Origin of the sequence: Ideonella lacteola (assembly GCF_038066555.1) — a bacterium.
In the GTDB taxonomy this organism is placed as follows: Bacteria; Pseudomonadota; Gammaproteobacteria; order Burkholderiales; family Burkholderiaceae_C; genus Ideonella; species Ideonella lacteola.
In genome coordinates, this window is record NZ_JBBUTG010000019.1 from 40,123 (window position 1) to 60,919 (window position 20,797).

The 20,797-nt window shown below is 67.3% G+C and carries 18 protein-coding genes; 8 read left to right on the plus strand and 10 right to left on the minus strand.

Annotation, left to right across the window (positions count from 1 at the left end):
• Positions 1–4: 4 nt before the first annotated feature.
• Genes AACH06_RS22910 through AACH06_RS22920 form a run of 3 tightly spaced genes read right to left on the minus strand, consistent with a single transcriptional unit; the run spans position 5 to position 3,062 of the window.
• A complete protein-coding gene (locus tag AACH06_RS22910) occupies positions 5–811 on the minus strand; it encodes a phosphoadenylyl-sulfate reductase (RefSeq protein WP_341428106.1) in 807 nt (268 codons plus the stop codon).
• Positions 808–1,314 carry a DUF934 domain-containing protein gene (locus AACH06_RS22915; RefSeq protein WP_341428107.1) on the minus strand — a complete coding sequence of 169 codons (507 nt, stop codon included), beginning with the start codon at positions 1,312–1,314 and terminating at the stop codon, positions 808–810. Before AACH06_RS22915 ends, AACH06_RS22910 begins: the two co-directional genes overlap by 4 nt.
• Positions 1,314–3,062, minus strand: a complete 1,749-nt coding sequence (locus AACH06_RS22920) for a nitrite/sulfite reductase (RefSeq protein WP_341428108.1) — start codon at positions 3,060–3,062, stop codon at positions 1,314–1,316. Before AACH06_RS22920 ends, AACH06_RS22915 begins: the two co-directional genes overlap by 1 nt.
• Before the next feature lie 162 nt (positions 3,063–3,224).
• Between AACH06_RS22920 and AACH06_RS22925 the strand changes: the two genes are divergently transcribed.
• Positions 3,225–4,133, plus strand: a complete 909-nt coding sequence (locus AACH06_RS22925) for a patatin-like phospholipase family protein (protein ID WP_423222074.1) — start codon at positions 3,225–3,227, stop codon at positions 4,131–4,133.
• A gap of 286 nt (positions 4,134–4,419) precedes the next feature.
• Here AACH06_RS22925 and AACH06_RS22930 read toward each other — a convergent pair whose 3' ends face one another.
• Entirely contained in the window at positions 4,420–4,980 is a 561-nt protein-coding gene (locus AACH06_RS22930; protein WP_341428110.1) for a phasin family protein, read from the minus strand.
• 245 nt (positions 4,981–5,225) lie between these two features.
• Here AACH06_RS22930 and AACH06_RS22935 point away from each other — a divergent pair, with 245 nt between their 5' ends.
• Genes AACH06_RS22935 through AACH06_RS22950 form a run of 4 tightly spaced genes read left to right on the plus strand, consistent with a single transcriptional unit; the run spans position 5,226 to position 8,426 of the window.
• Positions 5,226–6,230, plus strand: coding sequence for a histone deacetylase family protein (locus AACH06_RS22935; RefSeq protein WP_341428162.1), 1,005 nt, complete (start codon positions 5,226–5,228; stop codon positions 6,228–6,230).
• Entirely contained in the window at positions 6,227–6,685 is a 459-nt protein-coding gene (locus AACH06_RS22940) for an acyl-CoA thioesterase (RefSeq protein ID WP_341428111.1), read from the plus strand. Before AACH06_RS22935 ends, AACH06_RS22940 begins: the two co-directional genes overlap by 4 nt.
• Before the next feature lie 21 nt (positions 6,686–6,706).
• Positions 6,707–7,408: a nitroreductase gene (locus AACH06_RS22945; RefSeq protein ID WP_341428112.1), complete on the plus strand. Its 702-nt coding sequence runs from the start codon at positions 6,707–6,709 to the stop codon at positions 7,406–7,408.
• Positions 7,409–7,421: 13 nt separating this feature from the next.
• Entirely contained in the window at positions 7,422–8,426 is a 1,005-nt protein-coding gene (locus AACH06_RS22950; RefSeq protein WP_341428113.1) for a 2-hydroxyacid dehydrogenase, read from the plus strand.
• On the opposite strand, the gene AACH06_RS22955 is transcribed toward AACH06_RS22950, so the two are convergent.
• Complete coding sequence (locus AACH06_RS22955) at positions 8,378–9,292, minus strand: helix-turn-helix domain-containing protein (protein WP_341428114.1); 915 nt, start codon at positions 9,290–9,292, stop codon at positions 8,378–8,380. The two genes, AACH06_RS22950 and AACH06_RS22955, sit on opposite strands and share 49 nt — an antisense overlap.
• A 201-nt stretch (positions 9,293–9,493) precedes the next feature.
• Between AACH06_RS22955 and AACH06_RS22960 the strand changes: the two genes are divergently transcribed.
• The 3 genes from AACH06_RS22960 to AACH06_RS22970 all read left to right on the plus strand — a co-directional run bounded on the left by AACH06_RS22960 (position 9,494) and on the right by AACH06_RS22970 (position 13,698).
• A complete protein-coding gene (locus tag AACH06_RS22960; protein WP_341428115.1) occupies positions 9,494–11,074 on the plus strand; it encodes a GDSL-type esterase/lipase family protein in 1,581 nt (526 codons plus the stop codon).
• A gap of 72 nt (positions 11,075–11,146) precedes the next feature.
• Positions 11,147–12,508 carry a DNA recombination protein RmuC gene (locus tag AACH06_RS22965; protein WP_341428116.1) on the plus strand — a complete coding sequence of 454 codons (1,362 nt, stop codon included), beginning with the start codon at positions 11,147–11,149 and terminating at the stop codon, positions 12,506–12,508.
• Entirely contained in the window at positions 12,505–13,698 is a 1,194-nt protein-coding gene (locus AACH06_RS22970) for an MFS transporter (protein ID WP_341428117.1), read from the plus strand. The genes AACH06_RS22965 and AACH06_RS22970 overlap by 4 nt, the downstream gene beginning before the upstream one ends.
• A 115-nt stretch (positions 13,699–13,813) precedes the next feature.
• On the opposite strand, the gene AACH06_RS22975 is transcribed toward AACH06_RS22970, so the two are convergent.
• From AACH06_RS22975 to AACH06_RS22995, 5 genes are all read right to left on the minus strand, one after another.
• Entirely contained in the window at positions 13,814–14,458 is a 645-nt protein-coding gene (locus AACH06_RS22975; protein ID WP_341428118.1) for a glutaredoxin domain-containing protein, read from the minus strand.
• 46 nt (positions 14,459–14,504) lie between these two features.
• On the minus strand, positions 14,505–16,547 hold the full coding sequence (locus AACH06_RS22980; protein ID WP_341428119.1) for a M3 family metallopeptidase: 2,043 nt from the start codon (positions 16,545–16,547) through the stop codon (positions 14,505–14,507).
• 31 nt (positions 16,548–16,578) lie between these two features.
• On the minus strand, positions 16,579–17,433 hold the full coding sequence (gene folD / locus AACH06_RS22985; protein ID WP_341428120.1) for a bifunctional methylenetetrahydrofolate dehydrogenase/methenyltetrahydrofolate cyclohydrolase FolD: 855 nt from the start codon (positions 17,431–17,433) through the stop codon (positions 16,579–16,581).
• A gap of 117 nt (positions 17,434–17,550) precedes the next feature.
• The gene (locus AACH06_RS22990; protein WP_329716619.1) at positions 17,551–18,174 is read right to left on the minus strand and encodes a response regulator transcription factor; all 624 of its coding nucleotides are present in this window, start codon (positions 18,172–18,174) and stop codon (positions 17,551–17,553) included.
• Positions 18,171–20,744: a PAS domain S-box protein gene (locus tag AACH06_RS22995; protein ID WP_341428121.1), complete on the minus strand. Its 2,574-nt coding sequence runs from the start codon at positions 20,742–20,744 to the stop codon at positions 18,171–18,173. The genes AACH06_RS22990 and AACH06_RS22995 overlap by 4 nt, the downstream gene beginning before the upstream one ends.
• Positions 20,745–20,797: the final 53 nt, after the last annotated feature.

Genomic DNA, 20,797 nt, shown 5'->3' on the forward strand with positions numbered 1-20,797 from the left:
CTCGTCAGGCCGCCACGGCTTCGTCGCGGCTGGGCGTGGCCTGCACGGCGTGCAGGCCGCACTCCTTCGCCTTCTCGTCTTCCCACCACCAGCGGCCCGCGCGGAACTCTTCACCCACGGCGATCGCGCGGGTGCAGGGCTCGCAGCCAATGCTGGGCATGAACTGGTCGTGCAACTCGTTGTAGGGCACGTTGTGGGTGGCGATGTAGTGCCAGATGTCGTTCCATGTCCAGTCGGCCAGCGGGTTGTACTTGACGCGTCCGTTGGCCTCGGTCTCGCGCAGCGGCACCGCACCGCGGTTGGCGCTTTGTTCGCGGCGCAGGCCCGTCACCCAGGCTTCGCGGCTGTCGAGCATGCGCGACAGGGGTTCGAGCTTGCGGATCTGGCAGCAGTTCTTGCGAAGGTCGATGCTTTCGTACATGGCCTTCTCGCCGTGGCGGCGCACAAAGTGCACGACGGCCTCTTCGCGCGGGCTGTACACCTCGACCTGCAGGCCATAGCGCGATTCGATCTGCGGAATCAGCGCCACGGTCTGTGCATGCAGCTTGCCGGTCTGCAGCGTGCCCACCGCGATGGGCAGACCGAGCTTGGCGATCAGGTCGGTGAGCACCATATCTTCGGCGCCGAGGCTGGTGGCCTGAACGATGCTGCCGGGGTGGTCGATCGCGGCCTGGCGCAACTGGTCGATCGTGGCCTGGACGCGCTCTTCATAGCCTTCGGTGTGGCGGGCATACAGCGCGATGGCGCTCGATGCCGCCGGGGCTGCGCCGGGCAGGGCAGAGCTGGTGGGCAAGGACGAAATGGCGCTCATGCGGGAACCCTCGAAAACAGCGGGCGCGTTTCATGCACGTCGCCCTGGTAGTGCTCGGTGACGATGGACAGTGCGCGGCGGGCGCTCTCTTCACTCTGGCCGTCGCGCAGTTGCACAGCGTCGAAGCCGGTGCGCTGCAACAGCGGCAGCATGTCGACCACCACGTCGCCGGTGGCGCGTACTTCGCCGGCAAAGCGCAGGCGTGCGCGCAACACGCGGGCCTGGCTGTAGGCGCGGCCGTCGATCCATTTCGGGAACTGCAGCGCCACCAATGCGAAGCGTGGCAGGTCATCGGCCAGCGTTTCCACATCGACCGTGTTGGCCAACGTGATGCCGACTGGGAGACCTTCCGGCCAGTCGCTACGCACGGCCTGCCATTGCTCCAGCGTCAACAAGCTGTGGGCCGCCACGGGCGGAATCGGCAGGGGGCCGTATTCGCCCACGGACGCGCGCCATGGGTCGTTGGCGGCCTGGACGAACTTCATGTCGGTACGGGCGCTCATCAGACGGCCTCCGCGGTTTCGGTCACCGGCGCGGCCGGCTTGGCACCACCCGCTGTCGCAGCGGTGTCGCGGCGCACGGCGTCGGCCGCCGCACGGAAGGGCGCAACACCCAGACGGCGAGCGGTGTGCACAAAGCGCTCGCCCGCTTGGCGCTCGCTGAGGTACACGTCGATCAGGGCTTCAATCACATCCGGCACTTCGTCGGCAGAGAACGACGGGCCGATCACCTTGCCCGGCACCGAAGCGCCGCTCAGCGTGGAGCCATCCGAGCCCCCGATGGAGATCTGGTACCACTCGCTGCCGTCCTTGTCGACGCCGAGGATGCCGATGTGGCCGGTGTGGTGGTGGCCGCACGAATTCATGCAGCCGCTCATGTGCAGGTCGATGTCGCCGATGTCGTACAGCGCGTCGAGGTCGTCGAAACGCTCGGTGATGCTGGCGGCCACGGGGATCGAGCGCGCATTGGCCAGCGCGCAGAAGTCGCCGCCGGGGCAGGCGATCATGTCGGTCAGCAGGCCGATGTTCGGCGTCGCGAAACCCGCATCCTTCGCGGCATGCCACACCGAGAAAAGGTCGGCTTCGCGCACCCAGGGCAGCACCAGGTTCTGGTCGTGCGAGACGCGTAGCTCGCTCAACGAATAGCGGTCGGCCAGCTGGGCGGCGGCTTCCATCTGCTCGGAGGTGGCATCGCCCGGGGCCTGGCCGGCGCGCTTGAGCGACAGCGTCACGGCGCGGTAGCCCGGCACGCGGTGCGCGTGGACGTTGCGTTCGAGCCAGCGCAGAAAGGCAGCGGGCGCGGGGCCGGTGCGATGCGGGTCGAACCCGTTCGTGGCGGGATGAAGGCCCACCGGGTCCTGAAAGTGGCGCGACACGCGCTCGAGCTCGGACACCGGGATGATGTGTTCGCGGCCGTCCACGTCCTGTTCGAGGATCTTCGTGAACTCGGCGTTCACCGCATCAACGAACTTCTGGCCTTCAGCCTTCACGAGGATCTTGATGCGAGCCTTGTAGGCGTTGTCGCGGCGACCGTAGCGGTTGTAGACGCGAACGATCGCTTCGAGATAGACGAGGATCTCTTGCCAGGGCACGAAGGCGTTGACGACGGTGCCCACGATCGGGGTGCGGCCCATGCCGCCACCGACCAGCACCTTGAACCCGACGTCGCCGGCTTCGTTCTTCAGCAGCTGCAGGCCGACGTCGTGCCAGGCGATCGCAGCGCGGTCTTCGATCGAGCCGCTGACCGCGATCTTGAACTTGCGCGGCAGGAAGGCGAACTCAGGGTGCAGCGTGCTCCACTGACGCAGGATCTCGCAGTAAGGGCGCGGATCGACGATTTCGTCGGGGGCGATCCCGGCGAAGGCGTCGCTGGTGATGTTGCGGATGCAATTGCCCGAAGTCTGGATGCCGTGCATGTCGACTTCGGCCAGCAAATCCATCGCGTCAGCCGACTTCGGCAGCGGGATCCAGTTGAACTGCAGGTTCTGGCGCGTCGTGAAGTGGCCGAAACCGCGATCAAGTTCACGGCCGATGCGGGCCAACTGCCGCAGCTGGCGCGACGACAATTCACCGTAGGGCACCGCGACGCGCAGCATCGGCGCGTGGCGCTGGATGTACCAGCCGTTTTGCAAGCGCAGCGGGCGGAAGTCGTCGTCAGACAGCTCCCCCGCCAGGTTGCGGTTCAGCTGGTCGCGGAACTGCGCGGCGCGCTGGTGCACGAACTGGCGATCAAACGAGGTGTACTGGTACATGGTTCTGATAGGGGGCGCCCAGGCGGAAATGGGCTTTGGAGGCACTCTACGGATCCGTTATATGCTTGAAAAGAACATAAATTTCACTTGAATATTTCTTCTGAATCTAAAGAAGGCACTTTCGTGCCGAACGAGGGGCGTCGGGCGCTGTGTTGGCGCTTGATGTGGGCTGCGGCGGCCGGTTTGCCGCTGGCGGCGTGTCAGACCATGGCTCCGCCGCCTTCCCGGGCGGTCGAGTTGCCGGTGGTGCCGCCACCGCCACCGCCACCGCCCGCTGCGCCCCCACCCCCGCCGCGTCCTCCGCGCATTGGCTTGGCACTGGGGGGTGGCGCTGCGCGCGGCTTTGCCCACATCGGCGTCATCCAGGTGTTGGAAGAGCAGGGCATCCGGCCGGATCTGGTCGTGGGCACCTCCGCCGGTAGCTTGGTGGCGGCCATGTACGCCTCGGGCAAGAGCGGGGTCGAGATGGGCTCACTGGCCCAATCGATGGACGAGTCAGGCTTGACCGACTGGTCGTTCCCCGGGCGCGGGCTGATCCGCGGCGAGGCGCTCGCCCGCTACGTGCGGCAGCAAACGGGCGGCTTGACGATCGAGCAGATGAAGATGCCGCTGGGCATCGTGGCCACCGATTTGGCCGACGGTCAGCCCATCTTGTTCCAGCGCGGCGACACGGCGGTCGCCGTTCGGGCGTCCAGCGCGGTGCCTGCGGTCTTTCAGCCGGTGAAGATCGGCAGCAAGGAGTATGTCGACGGCGGGCTCGTCTCGCCGGTGCCTGTGCGCTTCGCCCGCCAGATGGGCGCCGATCTCGTGATCGCGGTCGACATCTCGTCGCCGCCTGACGGCAACGCCACCGGAGATGCCCTGCGCATGCTGCTGCAGACGTTCGCCATCATGAGCCGAAGCATCAACCGATTCGAGCTGAAAGAGGCCGAAGTCGTGGTGCGGCCGACGTTGTCAGGCGTGTCGAGTGCCGATTTCACCGCACGCATGAAGGCCATCCAGTCCGGCCGCGAGGCGGCGCTGGCCATGCTGCCGCAACTGCGGCAGAAGATCGTGGCCATGACCCACTGAGGCTGGATGACGTGTTTGGCGGGCGCCTGGGTGCGGCCGCCAATAAAAAACCCGGCGGTCCGTGAGGACCAGCCGGGCTGGAAGGTACCTGGAAAGCCAGTCTTTCAAGAGGTACCGAGGAGACAACCTTCCATGAAGGCCGCGTCGCTCAGGCACGACAGCGGCCAATGGAGAGACAACCGTTGGGCACCGGAAGTTCCGTTCCGGTCCCGGGATCGTCACGCAGCAGGTCGTGCGGCTCCCCGGTGCCCCTTCCCGATGGCTTTCGTCAAGTCGGCTCTTCCGATCAGGCCGCGGCGGTGGTGCGGCGGGCCTTCGGGGCCGACTGGGTGGCCTTCACCGCGGTGTTGGCCACGGCTTGAAAGTTGGCTTCAGCGACTTCGGCGGCCTGCTTGGCGGCCTTGTGGGCGCTTTCGTAGGCATTGTTCGCGGCGGCGATGGCCGACTTCACCAGGGCCACGGCGCTTTCCGTGCCGGCCGGGGCGTTCTTCACCGCGCCGTCGACGGAGGCCATGAACTTCTTCTGCACGTCAGCCAGCTGGGCTTCGGCGACCTTGGTCACTTCGGCGTTGGTGGCGGCGGCGATATCGTAAAGATGGCGGCTGTAAGCGGCGGCCTTCTCGGCGGCCGGTTGCAGCAGGCCGGCTTGCAGCGACATCAGCTCTTGGGCGTCCTTCACCGACAGGGTGGCCTTGGCGGTTTCGGCGACTTCGCCCAGCGAGGTCTTGGCGACTTGCAGGTTCAGTTCAACCAGCTTTTCGACGCCTTCGAAGGCCTTGTTGGTGAGGTCGAACAGGGTTTCGACGTTGGCTTTCTGGGCGGCGAGCAGTTGTTCGGCGGTCAGCATGGCTTTTCTCCTATCTGAATCAGTGGGGAGGGACAAGACTGCAGCCGTTCCAAACAATGGTGCGCTGCAACATGACTCGAAGTATGGGCGCGCAGCAACGCATTGGCAAGCGGATTTTGTTGCGGTGCAGCAAATGTAGGGTCAAGCCCCTATCGCCCCTGCTTCAGCCGTGGTCTTGTCACCCAGGTGACATGAGACTGCGTGCCGTGGCGGGTCGGCCGCCCTGTGGCACAGTGCCCGGCGACATGCGGGCCTTCACCTCTGATCACTTCGTGCTGCCGCTGCCTGAGGGGCACCGGTTCCCGATGCCCAAGTACCGGCTGCTTCGGGACCGTGTGGCCGCCGAGTTGCCCCAAATTCGCCTGGAAGAAGCGCCGGCGGCCAGCGACGGCGAACTCGCCCTGGCCCACGATCCGGTCTATGTGACGGCCGTGGCCGACGGTCTGCTGAGCCCCGCCGCCCAACGCGAGATCGGGTTCCCGTGGTCGCCTCGGATGGCCGAGCGGGCCCGTCGCTCGGTGGGAGCGACCATCGCGGCGGCGCGCACCGCACTCGTGGAAGGGGTGTCGGCCAATTTGGCCGGGGGTACCCACCACGCCAGCGCCGACAAGGGCTCGGGCTACTGCGTCTTCAATGACACCGCCGTGGCGGCCCGCCTGATGCAGGCCGAATGGCACCGTCGCTACACCGCACGGCGCCTGTCGCCGTCGACGCGGGCCCGGCCTGAACCGGCCTTGCTGCGGGTGCTGGTGATCGACCTGGACGTGCACCAGGGCAATGGCACGGCGTCGATCTTCGCCGACGACCCGACCGTCTTTACCTTCTCAATGCATGGCGAGCGCAACTTCCCGTTTCGCAAGGTGGCCGGCGACCTGGATGTGGAGCTGCCCGACGGTTGCACCGACGAGCCCTACCTGGCCGCCCTCGACCGCGCGCTGGACGAGGTCTGGCGGCGTCATGCCGCGCACCCGCCTGGGTTGACGTTCTACCTGGCCGGTGCCGATCCCCATGAAAACGACCGACTGGGACGGCTCAAGCTCACGGCGGCGGGTATGGCCGAGCGCGATCGGCGCGTGCTGTCTGCCTTGCGTGAAAGGCGCATTCCGGTTGCGCTCAGCATGGCGGGCGGCTATGGGCAGGACATCCACGAGACGGTGTCGATCCAGGCCCGCACCCTGGCTCTGGCCGCCGACAGCTGGGCCGCATGGTCGCAGGCGGCCGGCGAGGCGGTGGAACAATCGTTGGCATGAGCACCGAACTCCCGCCCGCCGAGCGCCGGCAGCCTGAACCGCGCCATGCCTACCGGGCCTACCGCACCATCAGCACCCGCTGGATGGACAACGATGCCTACGGGCACATCAACAACGTCGTCTACTACAGCTTCTTCGACACCGCGGTGAACGGCTATCTGATCGATGCCGGCGCCTTGCAGATCGAGACGAGCCCGGTGATCGGCCTGGTCATCGAGACGCGATGCAACTACTTCGCACCGCTGGCGTTTCCGCAGCCGGTGCAGGCGGGCCTGCGTGTGGCGCACATCGGGCGATCCAGCGTGCGCTACGAGGTGGGGCTGTTTGGTGGCGACGATCCCATGACCGCGGCCGCCGGCCACTTCGTGCACGTGTACGTCGATCGCCACACGCGACGCCCCACCGCATTGCCGGAGGCGCTGCTCGCGGCGCTGGCGCCACTTGCTGTTTCTTGACGCTGGATTCGAGGTTTCTTCATGGCCAACAACCTTCCATCGATCGCCGCCGTCGATGAGGCGATCACCTCCCGCCGCTCCATCAGAGCCTATTTGCCCACCCCGGTGCCACGGGCCACGGTGGAAGAGATCCTCGCGGTGGCGTCGCGCGCGCCTTCGGGCACCAACACCCAACCCTGGCGGGTGCATGTGCTGATGGGCGAAGCGCGCCAGAAGCTGTCGCAGCGCATCCGGGCGGTCTACGACGACCCCGAAGCCCGCGGGCAACACACCGAGGAGTACGCCTACTACCCCACCGAATGGCGCGCCCCCTACATCGACCGCCGGCGCAAGGTGGGTTGGGACCTGTATGGCCTGCTGGGCATCGGCAAGGCCGACAAGGCCCGGATGCACGCGCAACATGGCCGCAACTACGACTTCTTTGACGCGCCTGTCGGGCTCATCTTCACCATCGAGCGGGTGATGCAGCAAGGCAGCTGGCTCGACTACGGCATGTTCCTGCAGAACGTGATGATCGCCGCCCGTGCTCGGGGCCTGGACACCTGCCCACAGGCGGCCTTCACCCAGTTTCACCGCGTGATCGCCGACGAGCTGGGCCTGGCCGCCGAAGAGATGGTGGTGTGCGGCATGTCGTTGGGCCATGCCGACCCGCAGGCGGTTGAAAACGCTCTCGTCACCGAGCGCGAGCCGGTGGCTGGCTTTGCCCGCTTTCATGGGGCATGAAGGACCATCGGCCGTGAACTCCAGCTCTTCGACACGCCCTCGCGTTCTGGTCGCGCGGCGCCTTTTTCCAGAGATCACTGAGCGCTTGTCGGCCCACTTCGAGGTGGATGCGTATGCGGGCGTGGCTCCCCTGTCGCCCAGTGAGCTGGTGGCGCGCCTGCAGGGCTGTGCTGGCGTGCTGGTCACCGGCACCGAGCGCATCGACGCGGCCTTGCTGGAGGCCTGTCCGGCGCTGCGGGCGGTGTGCAGCATGGCCGTGGGCTACAACAACATCGACGTGGCGGCTTGCACCGCTCGGCGGGTGCTGGTCAGCAACGCACCCGGTGTGCTCACCGAGACCACGGCCGACTTCGGCTTTGCGTTGATGATGGCCACGGCCCGCCGCATCTCCGAAAGCGAGCATTGGTTGCGCGCCGGGCAGTGGAAGCAGTGGTCTTACGACCTGTTTGCCGGCTCTGATGTGCATGGCGCGACGCTGGGCATTCTCGGCATGGGCCGCATCGGCCAGGCCATCGCGCGCCGGGGTGCGCTGGGTTTCGGCATGAGCGTGGCGTACCACAACCGCAGCCGTCTGCCCCCGGCGGATGAGGCCGCGGTGTCGGCGCGTTATGTCGATCTGCCAGAGCTGCTGCGCATCGCCGACCATCTGGTGATCGTGGTGCCCTATACCCCCCAAACCCATCACCTGATCGGCGCCGCCGAGCTGGCGTTGATGAAACCGACGGCGACACTGACCAACATCGCCCGAGGCGGTGTGGTGGACGACCGCGCCCTGGCCGAGGCTTTGAAACTGCGGCGCATCGCGGCCGCCGGTCTGGACGTGTTTGAGGGCGAGCCTCAGGTGCACCCAGACCTGCTAACGGTGCCCAATGTCGTGCTGACGCCCCACATTGCGAGTGCCAGCCTGCCAACGCGGCGGGCGATGGCCGAGTTGGCCGCGACCAATCTGGTGGCAGCGCTCACCGGTGCTCAGCCGCCCACGGCCCTCAATCCCGAGGTGCTGGCTCCGGCCGCGTGAGCCCGAGGTCGGGCGGCCGGACTGCTGGCCACGCCGCCAGCGCGAGCCCAGAGCCGAAAGACCCAGGCGCCTTCATCTTGCAGCATGCTTCGGCGAAGTGCGTCGGGGCTGAGGCCCGTCAGCCGCAGGGTGTCGCGGCACAGATGAGCCTGGTCGGAAAAGCCGCTGTCGTTCGCCACCGTCATCCAACGCAAGTCGCCTGAAGCCCGCCCCAACACGGCGGCATGAAACGCCCGCTCGGCGCGCTCGCTGGCGCGCAGTTGCCTCATGGGTTGGCCAGTGATCGCCATCAGGCGACGCCTGCGCTGCCGTTCGCTCCGTGCGGCGCCGCCGGTGTGGCCGTCGCCAGAGAGCTCATCGAGCCAGGGGCCCAGTGGCAGCGGCCGCGGCGGGCGGTGGGGATCGGCCCAGGTGCGGGTCCAGTCGATCAGGTGCTGCAGGCCAGAGCGTCCATCGGGGCCGCTGGCCATGAAGGCGGGCCAAGCCGGCAAGGGCATGTTGAGCGCGGCCGCGGCGGGGCCGCGCTGATCGACCCAATCCGCCACCGGTGCGCGCAGGTGGGGTCTGAGTGCGTCGGGCCACAGCATCACGCACAGCTGCAACGCGGGCCACCGCAGCGGTTCGACGAGAGGCTGGGTCTGTGGGCCCCACAGTTCCGCCGACACCAGCTCGGCCGCCAAGCTCGAGCGCGACGCGGCCCCATCGGGGGCGGCCCAGACCCAGCGCAGCATGAAGGTGGGCAGGGCGGGCCAGCGCTCGAGGGCGGGCATCGGCGGGGGTGTCAGGCCGCGGGTGTCGTGCACCAGCAGGGCCCGGATCGTGCCGGCCAAGGTGCCGGGCACGGGCATCAGGTGGCAGGGCGCCATCCGCCGGCAAGGATCTTCAACAACTCCGCAAAGCATGGCGCACGCCGACACGTCTTCAACAGCGGTGAATTGTCCGCTTCGCGCGCCGATGCCCGGCCAACCACCCTAGGGGGGCCACAGGGCCGCGGATGGCCGAACGATTCAAGACCGGCGTGACAGCGCTGTCTAGCATCGAGCTTTCGTTGGTGTTCGGTGTGAGTCATGAAGGTCTGGATGTATCCCTTGTCGCGGTGGATTGCTGCGACAGCCCTGGTTCTGACGGGGGTCGCTTCGGCAGCGACGACGGAGCCCGCCTCGATGGGCCCGGCAGATGCGGCGGTTCGGCCGGATGACCCTTCCATCCGATGGACGGGGCGCATCGATCGCCGCCGCCCGTTGGCTCCAGCGTTCGGCTGGCCCGGTACGGCCTTTCGGGTTCGCACCGACGCCTCACGGGTGGTCGCACGGCTGGAAGATGAACGTGGGCAGAACTGGGTGCGGATCCGGGTGGATGGCGGCTCGCCGCGGGACCTGCGTCTGCCGCGCGGTGTGCATGATCAGGTCATCGCCGACGGTTTGCCACCCGGTGTGCACGAGATCGAGCTGATCAAGCGGACCGAGGGCTACTTCGGCGCGGTGCGCCTGCACGGGCTGGCCCTCAGCCCCAAAGCCCGCTTGATGGCATGGCCGCCGGCCACTGGGCCTCGGCTGGAGTTCTACGGCGACTCGAACTCCGCCGGCTACTCCAGCCAGAGCATCCATGATTCCGGCCTGCCGCGAGACGACGACAACGATGCGGCCTATCCGGCCATCACCACCCGGCTGCTCGGCGGCCAGTACCACTGCATGTGCTGGAGCGGTGCCACCATCGCCCCCGGAAGTGGGCTGCCGGTGCAGGGCTTTTGGGATCGGGTGCTGCCACTCGACCCCTCGCGACGTTTCGACTTCAGCGAGTACGACGCCGACGTGGTCGTCATCAACGTCGGGTCGAACGACAGCTACGACGGCGACAACCGCGACGGCGTCATGGCCGGCTGGCATGAGCTGATCACCGAGCGCATACGGCCGGTGCATCCCCATGCTCACATCGTGCTGGCCGATTCGTATGGCTGGTCATTCGACGAGCCCGCCAACTATCTGCAGGACATGGTCCGACGCCTGGCCGCGGAGGGCGACACGAATGTGTCCTCGCTCGCCTGGCCCTGGCTCTGGGGCCAGACCCATGCGGTGGAGGAAGAGCATGCTGGTTTCGCCAACCTTCTGGCGGCCCACATCGCCCAGCGCCTGCGCTGGCCCACGCCGCCTGAGAGCCCGCTGTCCAGCCTGCGCGGGCCGGGGGTGCTGTTCAACGGTGGGTTCGACATCCGGCCGTCGAACCCCTTGCGACGGTTCGACGCCTCGGGCTGGCGTGTGCTCACGCGGGGCGAGGCGGAGGTGCGCATGGTCGACGGCGCCATGCCGGCAGATCGGCACGCTCACTTGCGCACAGGTGGCACGGCGAGCCGGCCTGGCATGGCACGGCTGTGGCAGGCGATGCCGAATGTCGACGGGGCCCACTTCACTTTGAACGCCCAAGTGCGCGGGACGCCAGGACGCCGCGCACATGTGCAACTGGTCTTCAAGGACCAGGGCCAAAAGATCATCTCGCGTTCGCCCGGCGTCGTGACCTTGCGCCAGGACTGGCAAGCCGTTCAGGTGCGTGCCAAGGCGCCACCCGGCGCGTGGAGCGTGAACGTGGTAGTGCAAGCCAGCGGCCGCCAGCTGGATGTCGAAGTGGATGATGTGAACCTCGACTGGCGTTGAAGCTGGGTCGGTCTGGGTGCGGCAGCGTCGCAGCGAAGCACTGCGCTGATCATGGGCTGAGACAATCGGCGCATGACCGACTGGATCCTGCTGGCGCTGGCCGCGCTGAATTTGCTGGTTTTGATTTTCATCGGCCTGAGCCTGCGGCAGCGCGGCGATGGCGAACAAGAGGCCCAGGCGCTGGTCAACACGCTGCGGGAAGCGGCGCGCGCCGACAGCGATCGGGTGGAGCGGGGCCTGCGAGACGAGTTGCTGCGCCACGCCCAGGCGGCCCGCTCAGATCTGGCGACCTTTCAGCAGATGCTGCTGAACCAGTCGGGTGACGTGGCGCGCACGCAGAACGAGCAGATCGATTCCTTCCGAGCCCAGTTGGGGGCGACGCAGCAACTGATCGCCGATCAGCTGCGCATGCTGGGCGAGGCCAACGCCAACCGGCTGGCGGAGGTGCGGGGCACGGTGCAAACGCAACTGGCGCAGTTGCAAGAGGGCAACGAGCGCAAGCTCGAGCAGATGCGCGCCACGGTCGACGAGAAGCTGCACGCCACGCTTGAGCAGCGCTTGGGCGAGAGTTTCAAACAGGTGGCCGAACGGCTGGAGGCTGTTCACCAGGGCCTGGGCGACATGCGCAACATGGCGCGCGACGTGGGCTCGCTCAACCGCGTGCTGACCAACGTGAAGACCCGCGGTCTCATCGGTGAGTACCAGTTGGGCGGCTTGCTGGAGCAGGTGTTCACGCCTGAGCAGTACGGGGCCAACGTCGAGACGGTGCCCGGTAGCGGTGCCAGGGTGGAATTCGCCATTCGATTGCCGGGCCGGCGCGACGACGGCGCGCCGCTGTGGCTGCCGATTGACGCGAAGTTCCCGCGCGAGGATTACGAGCGGCTGCTTGATGCACAGGACCGGGTCGATCCGGTGGCGGCCGAATCAGCGGCCAAGGCGATCGAGAGTCGTCTGCGGCTCGAAGCCAAGACGATCCGCGAGAAGTACATCGCCGCGCCCCACACCACCGACTTCGGCATTCTCTTCGTGCCGACCGAAGGCTTGTACGCCGAGGCGCTGCGCCGCCCGGGCCTGGTGGAGAGCCTGCAGCGCGAGCACCGCATCACCCTGGCCGGCCCCACCACGCTGCTGGCCACCCTGAACAGCCTGCAGATGGGCTTTCGCACCTTGGCGCTGGAGCGCCGCAGCGCCGAGGTGTGGGAGGTGCTGGGGGCGGTGAAGAGCGAGTTCCAGAAGTTTGGCGATGTGCTGGCCAAGACCAAGAAGAAGCTCGACGAGGCCAGCCGTACGATCGACGATGCCGAGGTTCGCACGCGGCAGATGGCCCGCAAGCTCAAGAGTGTGGAAACGCTGCCTGAAGCCCACGCGAAGGCGCTGCTGGGTGGGCGCAGCAGCCCCGATTTGTTCGACGAAGGCGCCGAGGGCGACGCTTGAGCGCCCCGGCCGGGCGCCCGGCTTCAGACCTGCGCGCTGCGCTGCCGGCGGTGATTGGCGCGCTGGTGTGCGTCCACGCCGCGATGGCGGCCACGCGAGTGACCGCCAGCCTGCTGGTGCTCAAGCGCGGCTATCCGGAATGGACCGTGGGCGTGCTGCTGTCGCTGTTCGCGGTGGCACCGATCGGGCTGTCGCTCTGGGCTGGGCGGCTGGCTGATCGGCACGGCCTGCATCGCCCGCTGAACATTGGCGCGGCCATGGGCTTCTCGGGCGCCTTGGTGGCCGCCATCACCCAGCATCCGGTGGCGTTGGCGCTGGCCGCGCTCGCCACCGGTGGGGCCATCTCGGTGGCCGCGGTGGGCATCCAGCGGGAGGCCGGGCTGATGGCGCGCGATGCCAGCGACCTGAAGCGGGTCTTCAGCTGGATCGCGCTGGGGCCGGCGCTTTCAAATGCGCTGGCGCCGGTGGTGGTGGGGCTGTTGATCGACCATGTGGGCTACCGGTCCGGGTTCGTCTTTGCTGCCTTGCTGCCGCTGGTAGCCTGGTGGCTGGGGCAGCGCGTGCCGCGATCGCTGCCCCATCGCCATCGTGCTGCCGAAGAAGACAGCCAGGGCCGGCCGCGCGGCGCGCTGAGCCTGTTGCGGGTGGCGCCGATGCGGCGTCTGCTTTTGGTGAACCTGGCACTGTCGTCATGCTGGGATGCGCACAGCTTTGCGGTGCCGGTGCTGGGCCATGCGCGCGACCTCACCGCGTCGGCCATCGGCCTGATTCTCGGTTCGTTCGCGGCGGCTGCCACCGTGGTGCGCCTGGCCATCTCTCGCTGGGCAGATCACCTGGACGAGAAGCGAGCTCTGCGGGCGGCGATGACGCTCGCCACGGCCGTGTGCGTCGTCTACTACTGGCTGCCGGGCGTGGCCGGGATGATGTTGGGCTCGGCGCTGCTCGGCCTGGCGCTGGGCTCGGTGCAGCCGATGATCCTGGCGATGCTGCACCAGGTGACGCCAGCCGACCGCCACGGCCAGGCGCTGGGATTGCGGATGCTCGCCACGAATGCTGCCACCATCGTCATGCCGACCGGGTTCGGTGCGCTGGCCGCGGCAACGATGCCCGCGGCCCCGCTGTGGTTGATGGGGTCGCTGGTGCTGGCGGCACAGATTCCCGCGGCGCGCATCACGCGGCCACAGGACTGACGGGCGCAGGCGCCATCGGGCGCGGGGGTTTGCAGTCAGGTCGAATCGGCTCCGCCCGGCACCTTGAACCCCTGCGGGGCGGGCAGGGTGCTGGCTGCCCCCAGTGAGGGGGCGGTCAGAAGCGGATGTTGGGGCCGCTGGCCTCGGCGGCCGGCGGTGCAGTGCCGGCGGCGTTGGGGGCGGCGGCATCTGCCGGAGCGGCTGTGGGCGCCGGGGGCACCAGCGGGGTCGCTGCCGGCGCACGGTAGCTCGCCGGCAGCTTGGACTGGGCGGGGTAGCCTGCGGCGTCCAGGTAGCTGTTCCACTCGCTGGGCGTCACGCCTTTGAGCTGCTGCTGACCGATGCTCAGCACGGGCAAGGTGGTCGAGCCGGTCAGACTTTGCAGCGCGTTGGTGTCCACCGAGGTGTTGCCGACCGTCCGTTCGGCGAAGGGGATGCCGCGTTGCTGCAGCAGTTGGCGCGCGTTGTCGCACGGGCGGCAGCTGGCCGAGGTGTAGAGCGTGACCGGAAACTTGGTGGCCGCCTGGCGAAGGTCGGCGGGCAGGCCGCTGAGGTTCGGCGCGCCCGCACCGCCCGCGGCGACGCTGACGGCCTGCACCTTGCCGGCGCCAGACGGTGGCGGCGTGTCGGAGTAGGTCACCTTGCCATCGGGGCCCACGATCTTGTAGACCGCGAAGGCGGGCAGGGCGAGCGAGGCCAGGGTCACCGTGGCGGCGACCAGCCCCAAGGTACGGGCGAGCGAGGTGCGGTGGGTGATCATGGCTTTGGAACCCTTTTGAACAGTGGGCAGGAATCTAGCGGAGAACTCAGGCCGCGATGCCTTGATGACGCAACAAAGCGTCAATGGTCGGCTCCCGGCCGCGGAACGCCTTGAAACTCTCCAGTGCCGGGCGGCTGCCCCCGACTTCGAGAATTTCCGTGCGGTAGCGGCGGCCCGTCTCGGGGCGCAGCACGCCTTCTTCCTCGAACGCGCTGAACGCATCGGCCGACAACACCTCGGCCCACTTGTACGAGTAGTAGCCAGCGGAATACCCCCCCGCGAAGATGTGCGAGAAGGTGTGCGCGGTGCGGGAGAAGGCCGGCGGCTTGATCACCGCCACCTCGTCGCGCACCTCGCCCGCGATGGCCAGCACCCGCTGCGGCGCATCGGCCTCGGTGTGCAGCCGCATGTCGAACAGGCCGAACTCGACCTGCCGCAAGGTCTGCAGGCCGCTCTGGAAGTTCTTGGCGGCCAGCATCTTGTCGAACAACGCGCGCGGCATCGGCTCGCCGGTCTCGACGTGCGCCGTCAGGTGCCGCGCCACCTCCCATTCCCAGCAGAAGTTCTCCATGAACTGGCTGGGCAGTTCGACCGCGTCCCACTCCACACCGGAAATGCCGGACACACCGAGGTCGTCCACCCGCGTGAGCAAGTGATGCAGGCCATGACCGAACTCGTGGAACAGGGTGATCACGTCGTCGTGCGTCAGCAGGGCTGGCCGGTCCTGACCATTGATCTGGCCCACGGGCGCCGCGAAGTTGCACACCAGGTGCGCCACCGGGGTCTGCAGCCGGCCGTCGTCCGGGCGCAGCCAGCGTTCGCGGGCGTCATCCATCCAGGCGCCGGGGCGCTTGCCGGGGCGAGCGTGCGGGTCGAGGTAGAACTCGCCCACCAGTTGCCCTGCGCGCTCGATGCGGTAGAAGCGCACCGTGTCATTCCATACCGGCGCCTCGGCCGGGCGGATGGCCACTTCGAACAGCGTCTCGATGATCCCGAACAGCCCTTGCAGCACCTTCGGCAGCGGGAAGTAGGCCTTGACCTCCTGGTCGCTGAACGCATAGCGGGCTTCCTTGAGCTTCTCGCTGGCGTAGGCGATGTCCCAGGACTGAAGCTCGGCCAGTTGCAGCTCGCGTGCCGCGAACTCGCGCAGTTCCTTCAGGTCGTGCTCGGCGCTCGCGCGTGCCTTGGCAGCGAGGTCGCGCAGGAAGGCCATCACCTCAGCCGGCGTGCGCGCCATCTTGCTGGCCAGCGACACCTCGGCGTAGTTGGCGTAGCCCAGCAATCGGGCCTCTTCCTGTCGCAAGGTGAGCAACTCGGCCATCACCGGCGAGTTGTCCAGCTCCGCCGGGCCCAGCTCTGACGCGCGCGTCACGTAGGCGGTGTAGAGCTTCTCGCGCAAGGGGCGATGGCTGCCGTACTGCAGCACCGGGAAGTAGCTCGGGAAATGCAGCGTGATCTTGTGGCCCGCCTGTCCATCCTTCTCGGCGGCGGCGCGCATGCCCTCGACGACGTCGGCCGGCACGCCGGCCAGCTCTTCGGCGGTCGCGTAGTAGGCGAACGCGTCGGTGGCGTCGAGCACGTGGTTCGAGTAGGCCTGGGACAGCTCGGCCATCCGGTCCTGGATCGCGGCGAAGCGCGCCTTGTCGTCGCCTTTCAGGTCGGCCCCGCCAAGCTTGAAATCGCGCAGCCAGTGGCCGAGGGCCTGCCGGCGTGGCGCACTGAGCGCTGCGGCGGCCGGGCTGGCAGCCACGGCCTTGTACTTGGCATACAGGCGCTCATCGCTTCCCTGGCGGGTGTAGAACTCGGTGATGCGCGCGAGGTTCTCGGCGTGGGCGGCACGCAACTCGGGCGTGTCCGCCACATGGCTCAGATGCCCCACGGCGCCCCACGCCCGGGCCAACCGCTCGGTGGCGACGGCCAGCACGGCCGACATGGCGTCGAAATCTGCCGGCACGTCCGGGCCGACGACCTTGTCGAGCGCGGCATTGGCGTCGGCGAGCAACTCGTCGATGGCCGGCGTCACATGTTCGGGACGGATCGCGTCGAAGGCGATCGGGCCGTCAAAATTCAGCAGGGGGTTGGCGTGCATGGCGTCTTCCTCGGCGTATCCCGGTTCGGAGTCAGATTCCGGCGCGGCGTTCCGCAGCCTCGATGGTATTGACCAGCAGCATGGTGATGGTCATCGGCCCGACCCCACCGGGCACAGGGGTGATCCAGCCCGCCACGTCGCTGACACCGGCGAAGTCGACGTCGCCGCAGAGCTTGCCTTCGTCGTTGCGGTTCATGCCGACGTCGATGACCACGGCGCCCGGCTTGACCATGTCGGCCGTCAGCACGTTGCGCTTGCCGACAGCGGCCACCACGATGTCGGCCTGGCGGGTGTGGTGCGCGAGATCGGGCGTGGCGCTGTGGCACACGGTCACGGTGGCATTGGCGGCGAGCAGCAGCATCGCCATGGGCTTGCCGACGATGTTTGAACGGCCAATCACCACCGCGTGCTTGCCACGAGGGTTCACGCCGATGGATTCGAGCATCTTCATGCACCCATAGGGGGTGCAGGGCTTGAAGCCGGGCTGGCCGACCATCAAGGCGCCGGCCGACGCCACGTGGAAGCCGTCGACATCCTTCTCAGGCGAAATGGTCTCGATGACCTTGTGTGCGTCGATGTGGGCAGGCAGCGGCAGTTGGACGAGGATGCCGTGGATCGATGGGTCTTCGTTGAGTGCCTCGACGCGGGCGAGCAGCTCCGCCTCGGTCATCGATGCATCGTACTTTTCCAGCACCGAATGCAGTCCGTTGTCGGCGCACGCCTTGACCTTGTTGCGCACATAGACGGCGCTGGCCTGGTTGTCCCCCACCAGCACGACGGCCAGCCCGGGAGTCACGCCGCGTGCCGTGAGCGCAGCCGCGCGCTGCGCCACCTCGCCGCGGAGTTGGCGCGAAAGGGCGTTGCCGTCGATGAGTTGTGCCGTCATGGGGTGGTCCTCGGGAAAGAAGGGTTCAAAGAAACTGCGCAAGAAGGACAAACGGGGCCCTGAAGGCCCCGTTGGTGTCGGTATGGGAGACGAGCGTGAAGAAGGTCGTGCCCGCGTTCAAGCTTTGTGGGTGGCGCCGAGCGCGATCTTCAGCAGATCGGCCACGGTGTTGGCATTGAGCTTTTCCATGATGTTGGCGCGGTGCGCCTCCACCGTCTTGATGCTGATGCCCAGGTCGTCCGCGATCTGCTTGTTCAGCCGGCCGGCGACGATGCGCTCGAGCACCTGGGCCTCGCGCGTCGTCAGGCGCGACAGCAATGCATCGCGGCTGGCCTGCTCTTGGTACTGAGAGAAGGCGACACGGGCCTGGTCGAGCATGCGCTCCACCAGCACCACCAGCTCTTCTTCCTTGAAAGGCTTCTCGATGAAATCCATCGCGCCTTTCTTCATGGTCGTCACCGCCATCGGTACATCACCGTGGCCGGTGATGAAAACAACGGGCAGCGGGCTCTTGCGTTCGAGCAAGCGGTCTTGAAGCTCCAGGCCGCTCATGCCATCCATCCGGATGTCGGCGATCAGGCAGGCCACTTCGCGAGGGTCGAACCGCGACAGGAAGGACTCGGCGGAATCAAAACACTTGACCCGGTAATCCTTGCCTTCGAGCAGCCATTGAAGTGAATCTCGCACCGCCTCGTCGTCGTCGACCACGTAAACGGTACCCTTTTTCGGAATCAGGCTCATGAGGCAGAGGCGTTCGGGTTCGACGCTGCAGCCACGTCGGGCACGGTATCGGGCACGGGGTGGGCTTCAGCGCGTTGGGACAGATCGACCGGCAGGGTAAACGCGAAGCGGCACCCGGTGACGGACCCGCCATTGTAGATGTTCTGCGCCCTGATCCGGCCCCTGTGGGACTCAACGATTGATCTACAAAGCGACAGGCCGATGCCCATGCCTTCGGCTTTCGTGGAAAAGAACGCTTCGTAGAGCCTGGCCAGCACTTCTTCCTTCATGCCGGGGCCCATGTCGGTCACGCTGAACTCGATCACGCCACCTTCTTCAGGCGTGTGCCGCGGGACCACCCGCAGCTCGATGTGGCGCCGCGAGTTGGGCATCTTGGCGGTGTCGATCGCCTCCGCCGCGTTCTTCAGCAGGTTCAGCAGCACCTGCTCGATGAGGATCGGATCCACATTCAGCATCGGCAGCCGTTGGGCCACGTAGGTGTGGATGTTCACCTTGCGCCGGCGCAGCTCGATGCCGGCCAACTCGACCGCGTCTTCGACGATGTCCCGCGCATGCGCAGGCTGGCGCTGGGGCTCGCTGCGTTTCACGAACGAGCGGATGCGGTGGATGATCTGGCCGGCCCGCTCGGCCTGGCGGCCGGTCTTTTGCAGAACGGCGATCAAGTCGTCGGTGCCGATCGAGCCGGCGCGCACGCGGCTGACCATGCCGTTGCAGTAGTTGTTGATGGCGGCCAGCGGCTGGTTCAACTCGTGCGCGACAGACGATGCCATCTCGCCCATCGTGATCAGGCGGCTGGTAACCTGGGCCTTCTCGGCCTGCTGCTGCGCCTGCTCTTCGACACGGCGGCGTGCGGTGATGTCGGTAGCGATCAGCATCTGGGCGAGGCGGCCGTCGGTCCACTGCAGGTAGCGCGCCCGCACGTCAAACCACATCTGCAGGGACTCGACGAAGACCTCACGCGGCTGGGCGCCGGTCTCGGTCAGCGGCTGCGTCGGCAGGCCCGACAGGCCGTCGACCTCTTCATCGGGCTCGGGCAGGTAGGGCGCGCCGTTCGAGCTGTTGGCCAGGATGGCATGGCCGCGCGCATCGGCGCCGAACCACAGGCGGTACGACCGGTTGGCGAACAGCAACTCGCTGTGCTGCACCGACAGCACCGACACCGCCGCGTCCAGGCCCTCCAGCACGGTGGTGAAGCGCTCGTGTGAAGCCGACAGCTGATCGCGAATACGCTTGGCCTCGGTGATGTTGGTGATCGAGGTCATCCAGCCGGTCTGCTGGCCCTTGGGGTCGATCAGCGGCGAGACGTACATGCGCGCATCGAACAGCGAGCCGTCCTTGCGCATCACCTTCACCTCGATGCCGCCGACCGGGCTGCGGCCCTGCAACTCTTGCTGCAATAGGCGGGTGTTCTCTTCGATGCGATCGGGCGGCCAGTAGGGGAAGGGCGGGTAGCGGCCGATCAGGTCGGCTTCGGCAAAGCCGGTCATGGCGCAGAACGCCGGGTTCACATAGGTGACTCGGCCGTCTTTGTCCATCGCGCGCATGCCGGTGAGCATGGAGTTTTCCATCGCCCGCCGGAAGTTCGTTTCCTGCACCAGCGCGTTCTGGATCTGGGCGCGACGCCGCATGTGACGCCAGGTGCCCAGCAGCATCCACACTGTCAGCACCGACAGCGCGACGACCATCCAGAACAAGGTGTTGCCGATGAGGCCGATGGAGGTGCGGTAGCCCTGGCCACGCAGCGTCAAGCCGTTGGACATGGGGGCCAGCGGCAGGTCGTACTGCAGCGAAGGGGCGGTCGCCGGCTGGCCAGGCATCGAGCTCACGGTGCTGACGAGCACCCGGCTGTCGGGGCCCAACACGCTGACCAGGTGGCGGCGCGTGACCTCGGTGGGCACGAAGAACCGCACCAGCGCCTCGACCGAATACTCGACGATCAATGTGCCGACGAAGTTGCTGCGGTCGATCAGTGGGATCTGCACCTGAAAGACCCACAGGCCGCTCGCATCGGTGAACGGCCGCGAGTAGACCGGCTGGCGCGTGTCGCGTGCGGCGATGAAGGCGTATTCGGCTTCATTGCGGCGCCCCTCGGCAGGCAGCGAGGGGTCGGCCATGGCGGCGCCGCTGCCCTCTTCAGGGTGGAAGCTCAGCACGGCCTGGCTGGCGCGCACCTTGCGCTGCGCATTCACCCAGGTGAAGTGGCGCACCTCGGGTCGTTCGCGCTGGAAAGCGCCGGCCTGGCTGAGGAACTCGGCGGTGTCGATGTCCTTGGTGACCAGTTCCCGGGCGATCCGGACGAGCTGCTCCTGGTTTTCGATGAGGTGCAGCCGGATCTGCTGCTGCGCCACCTCGGTGTCGCGGCGCAGCGCATCGGTGGCGCGATCGATTTCCTCGCTGCGCAGGTACCAGAACGCGGCGGTGATGGCCGCCAGGAACATCAGCACCGATACCAGCGGGCCGATGGTGGCGAAACGGTCCTGCCGGGCGGGCGACTGCTGGCGCCACCAGCGTCCGAACAGGCGCTGCAGCCGGGAAGGGGAGGGTTTGAGTGGTTCGCGTGCCAGGACCATTGGCCGGATTATCGGGGGCCGACTTCGTCCTGGGCGGGGCGGTGTTGTGGACG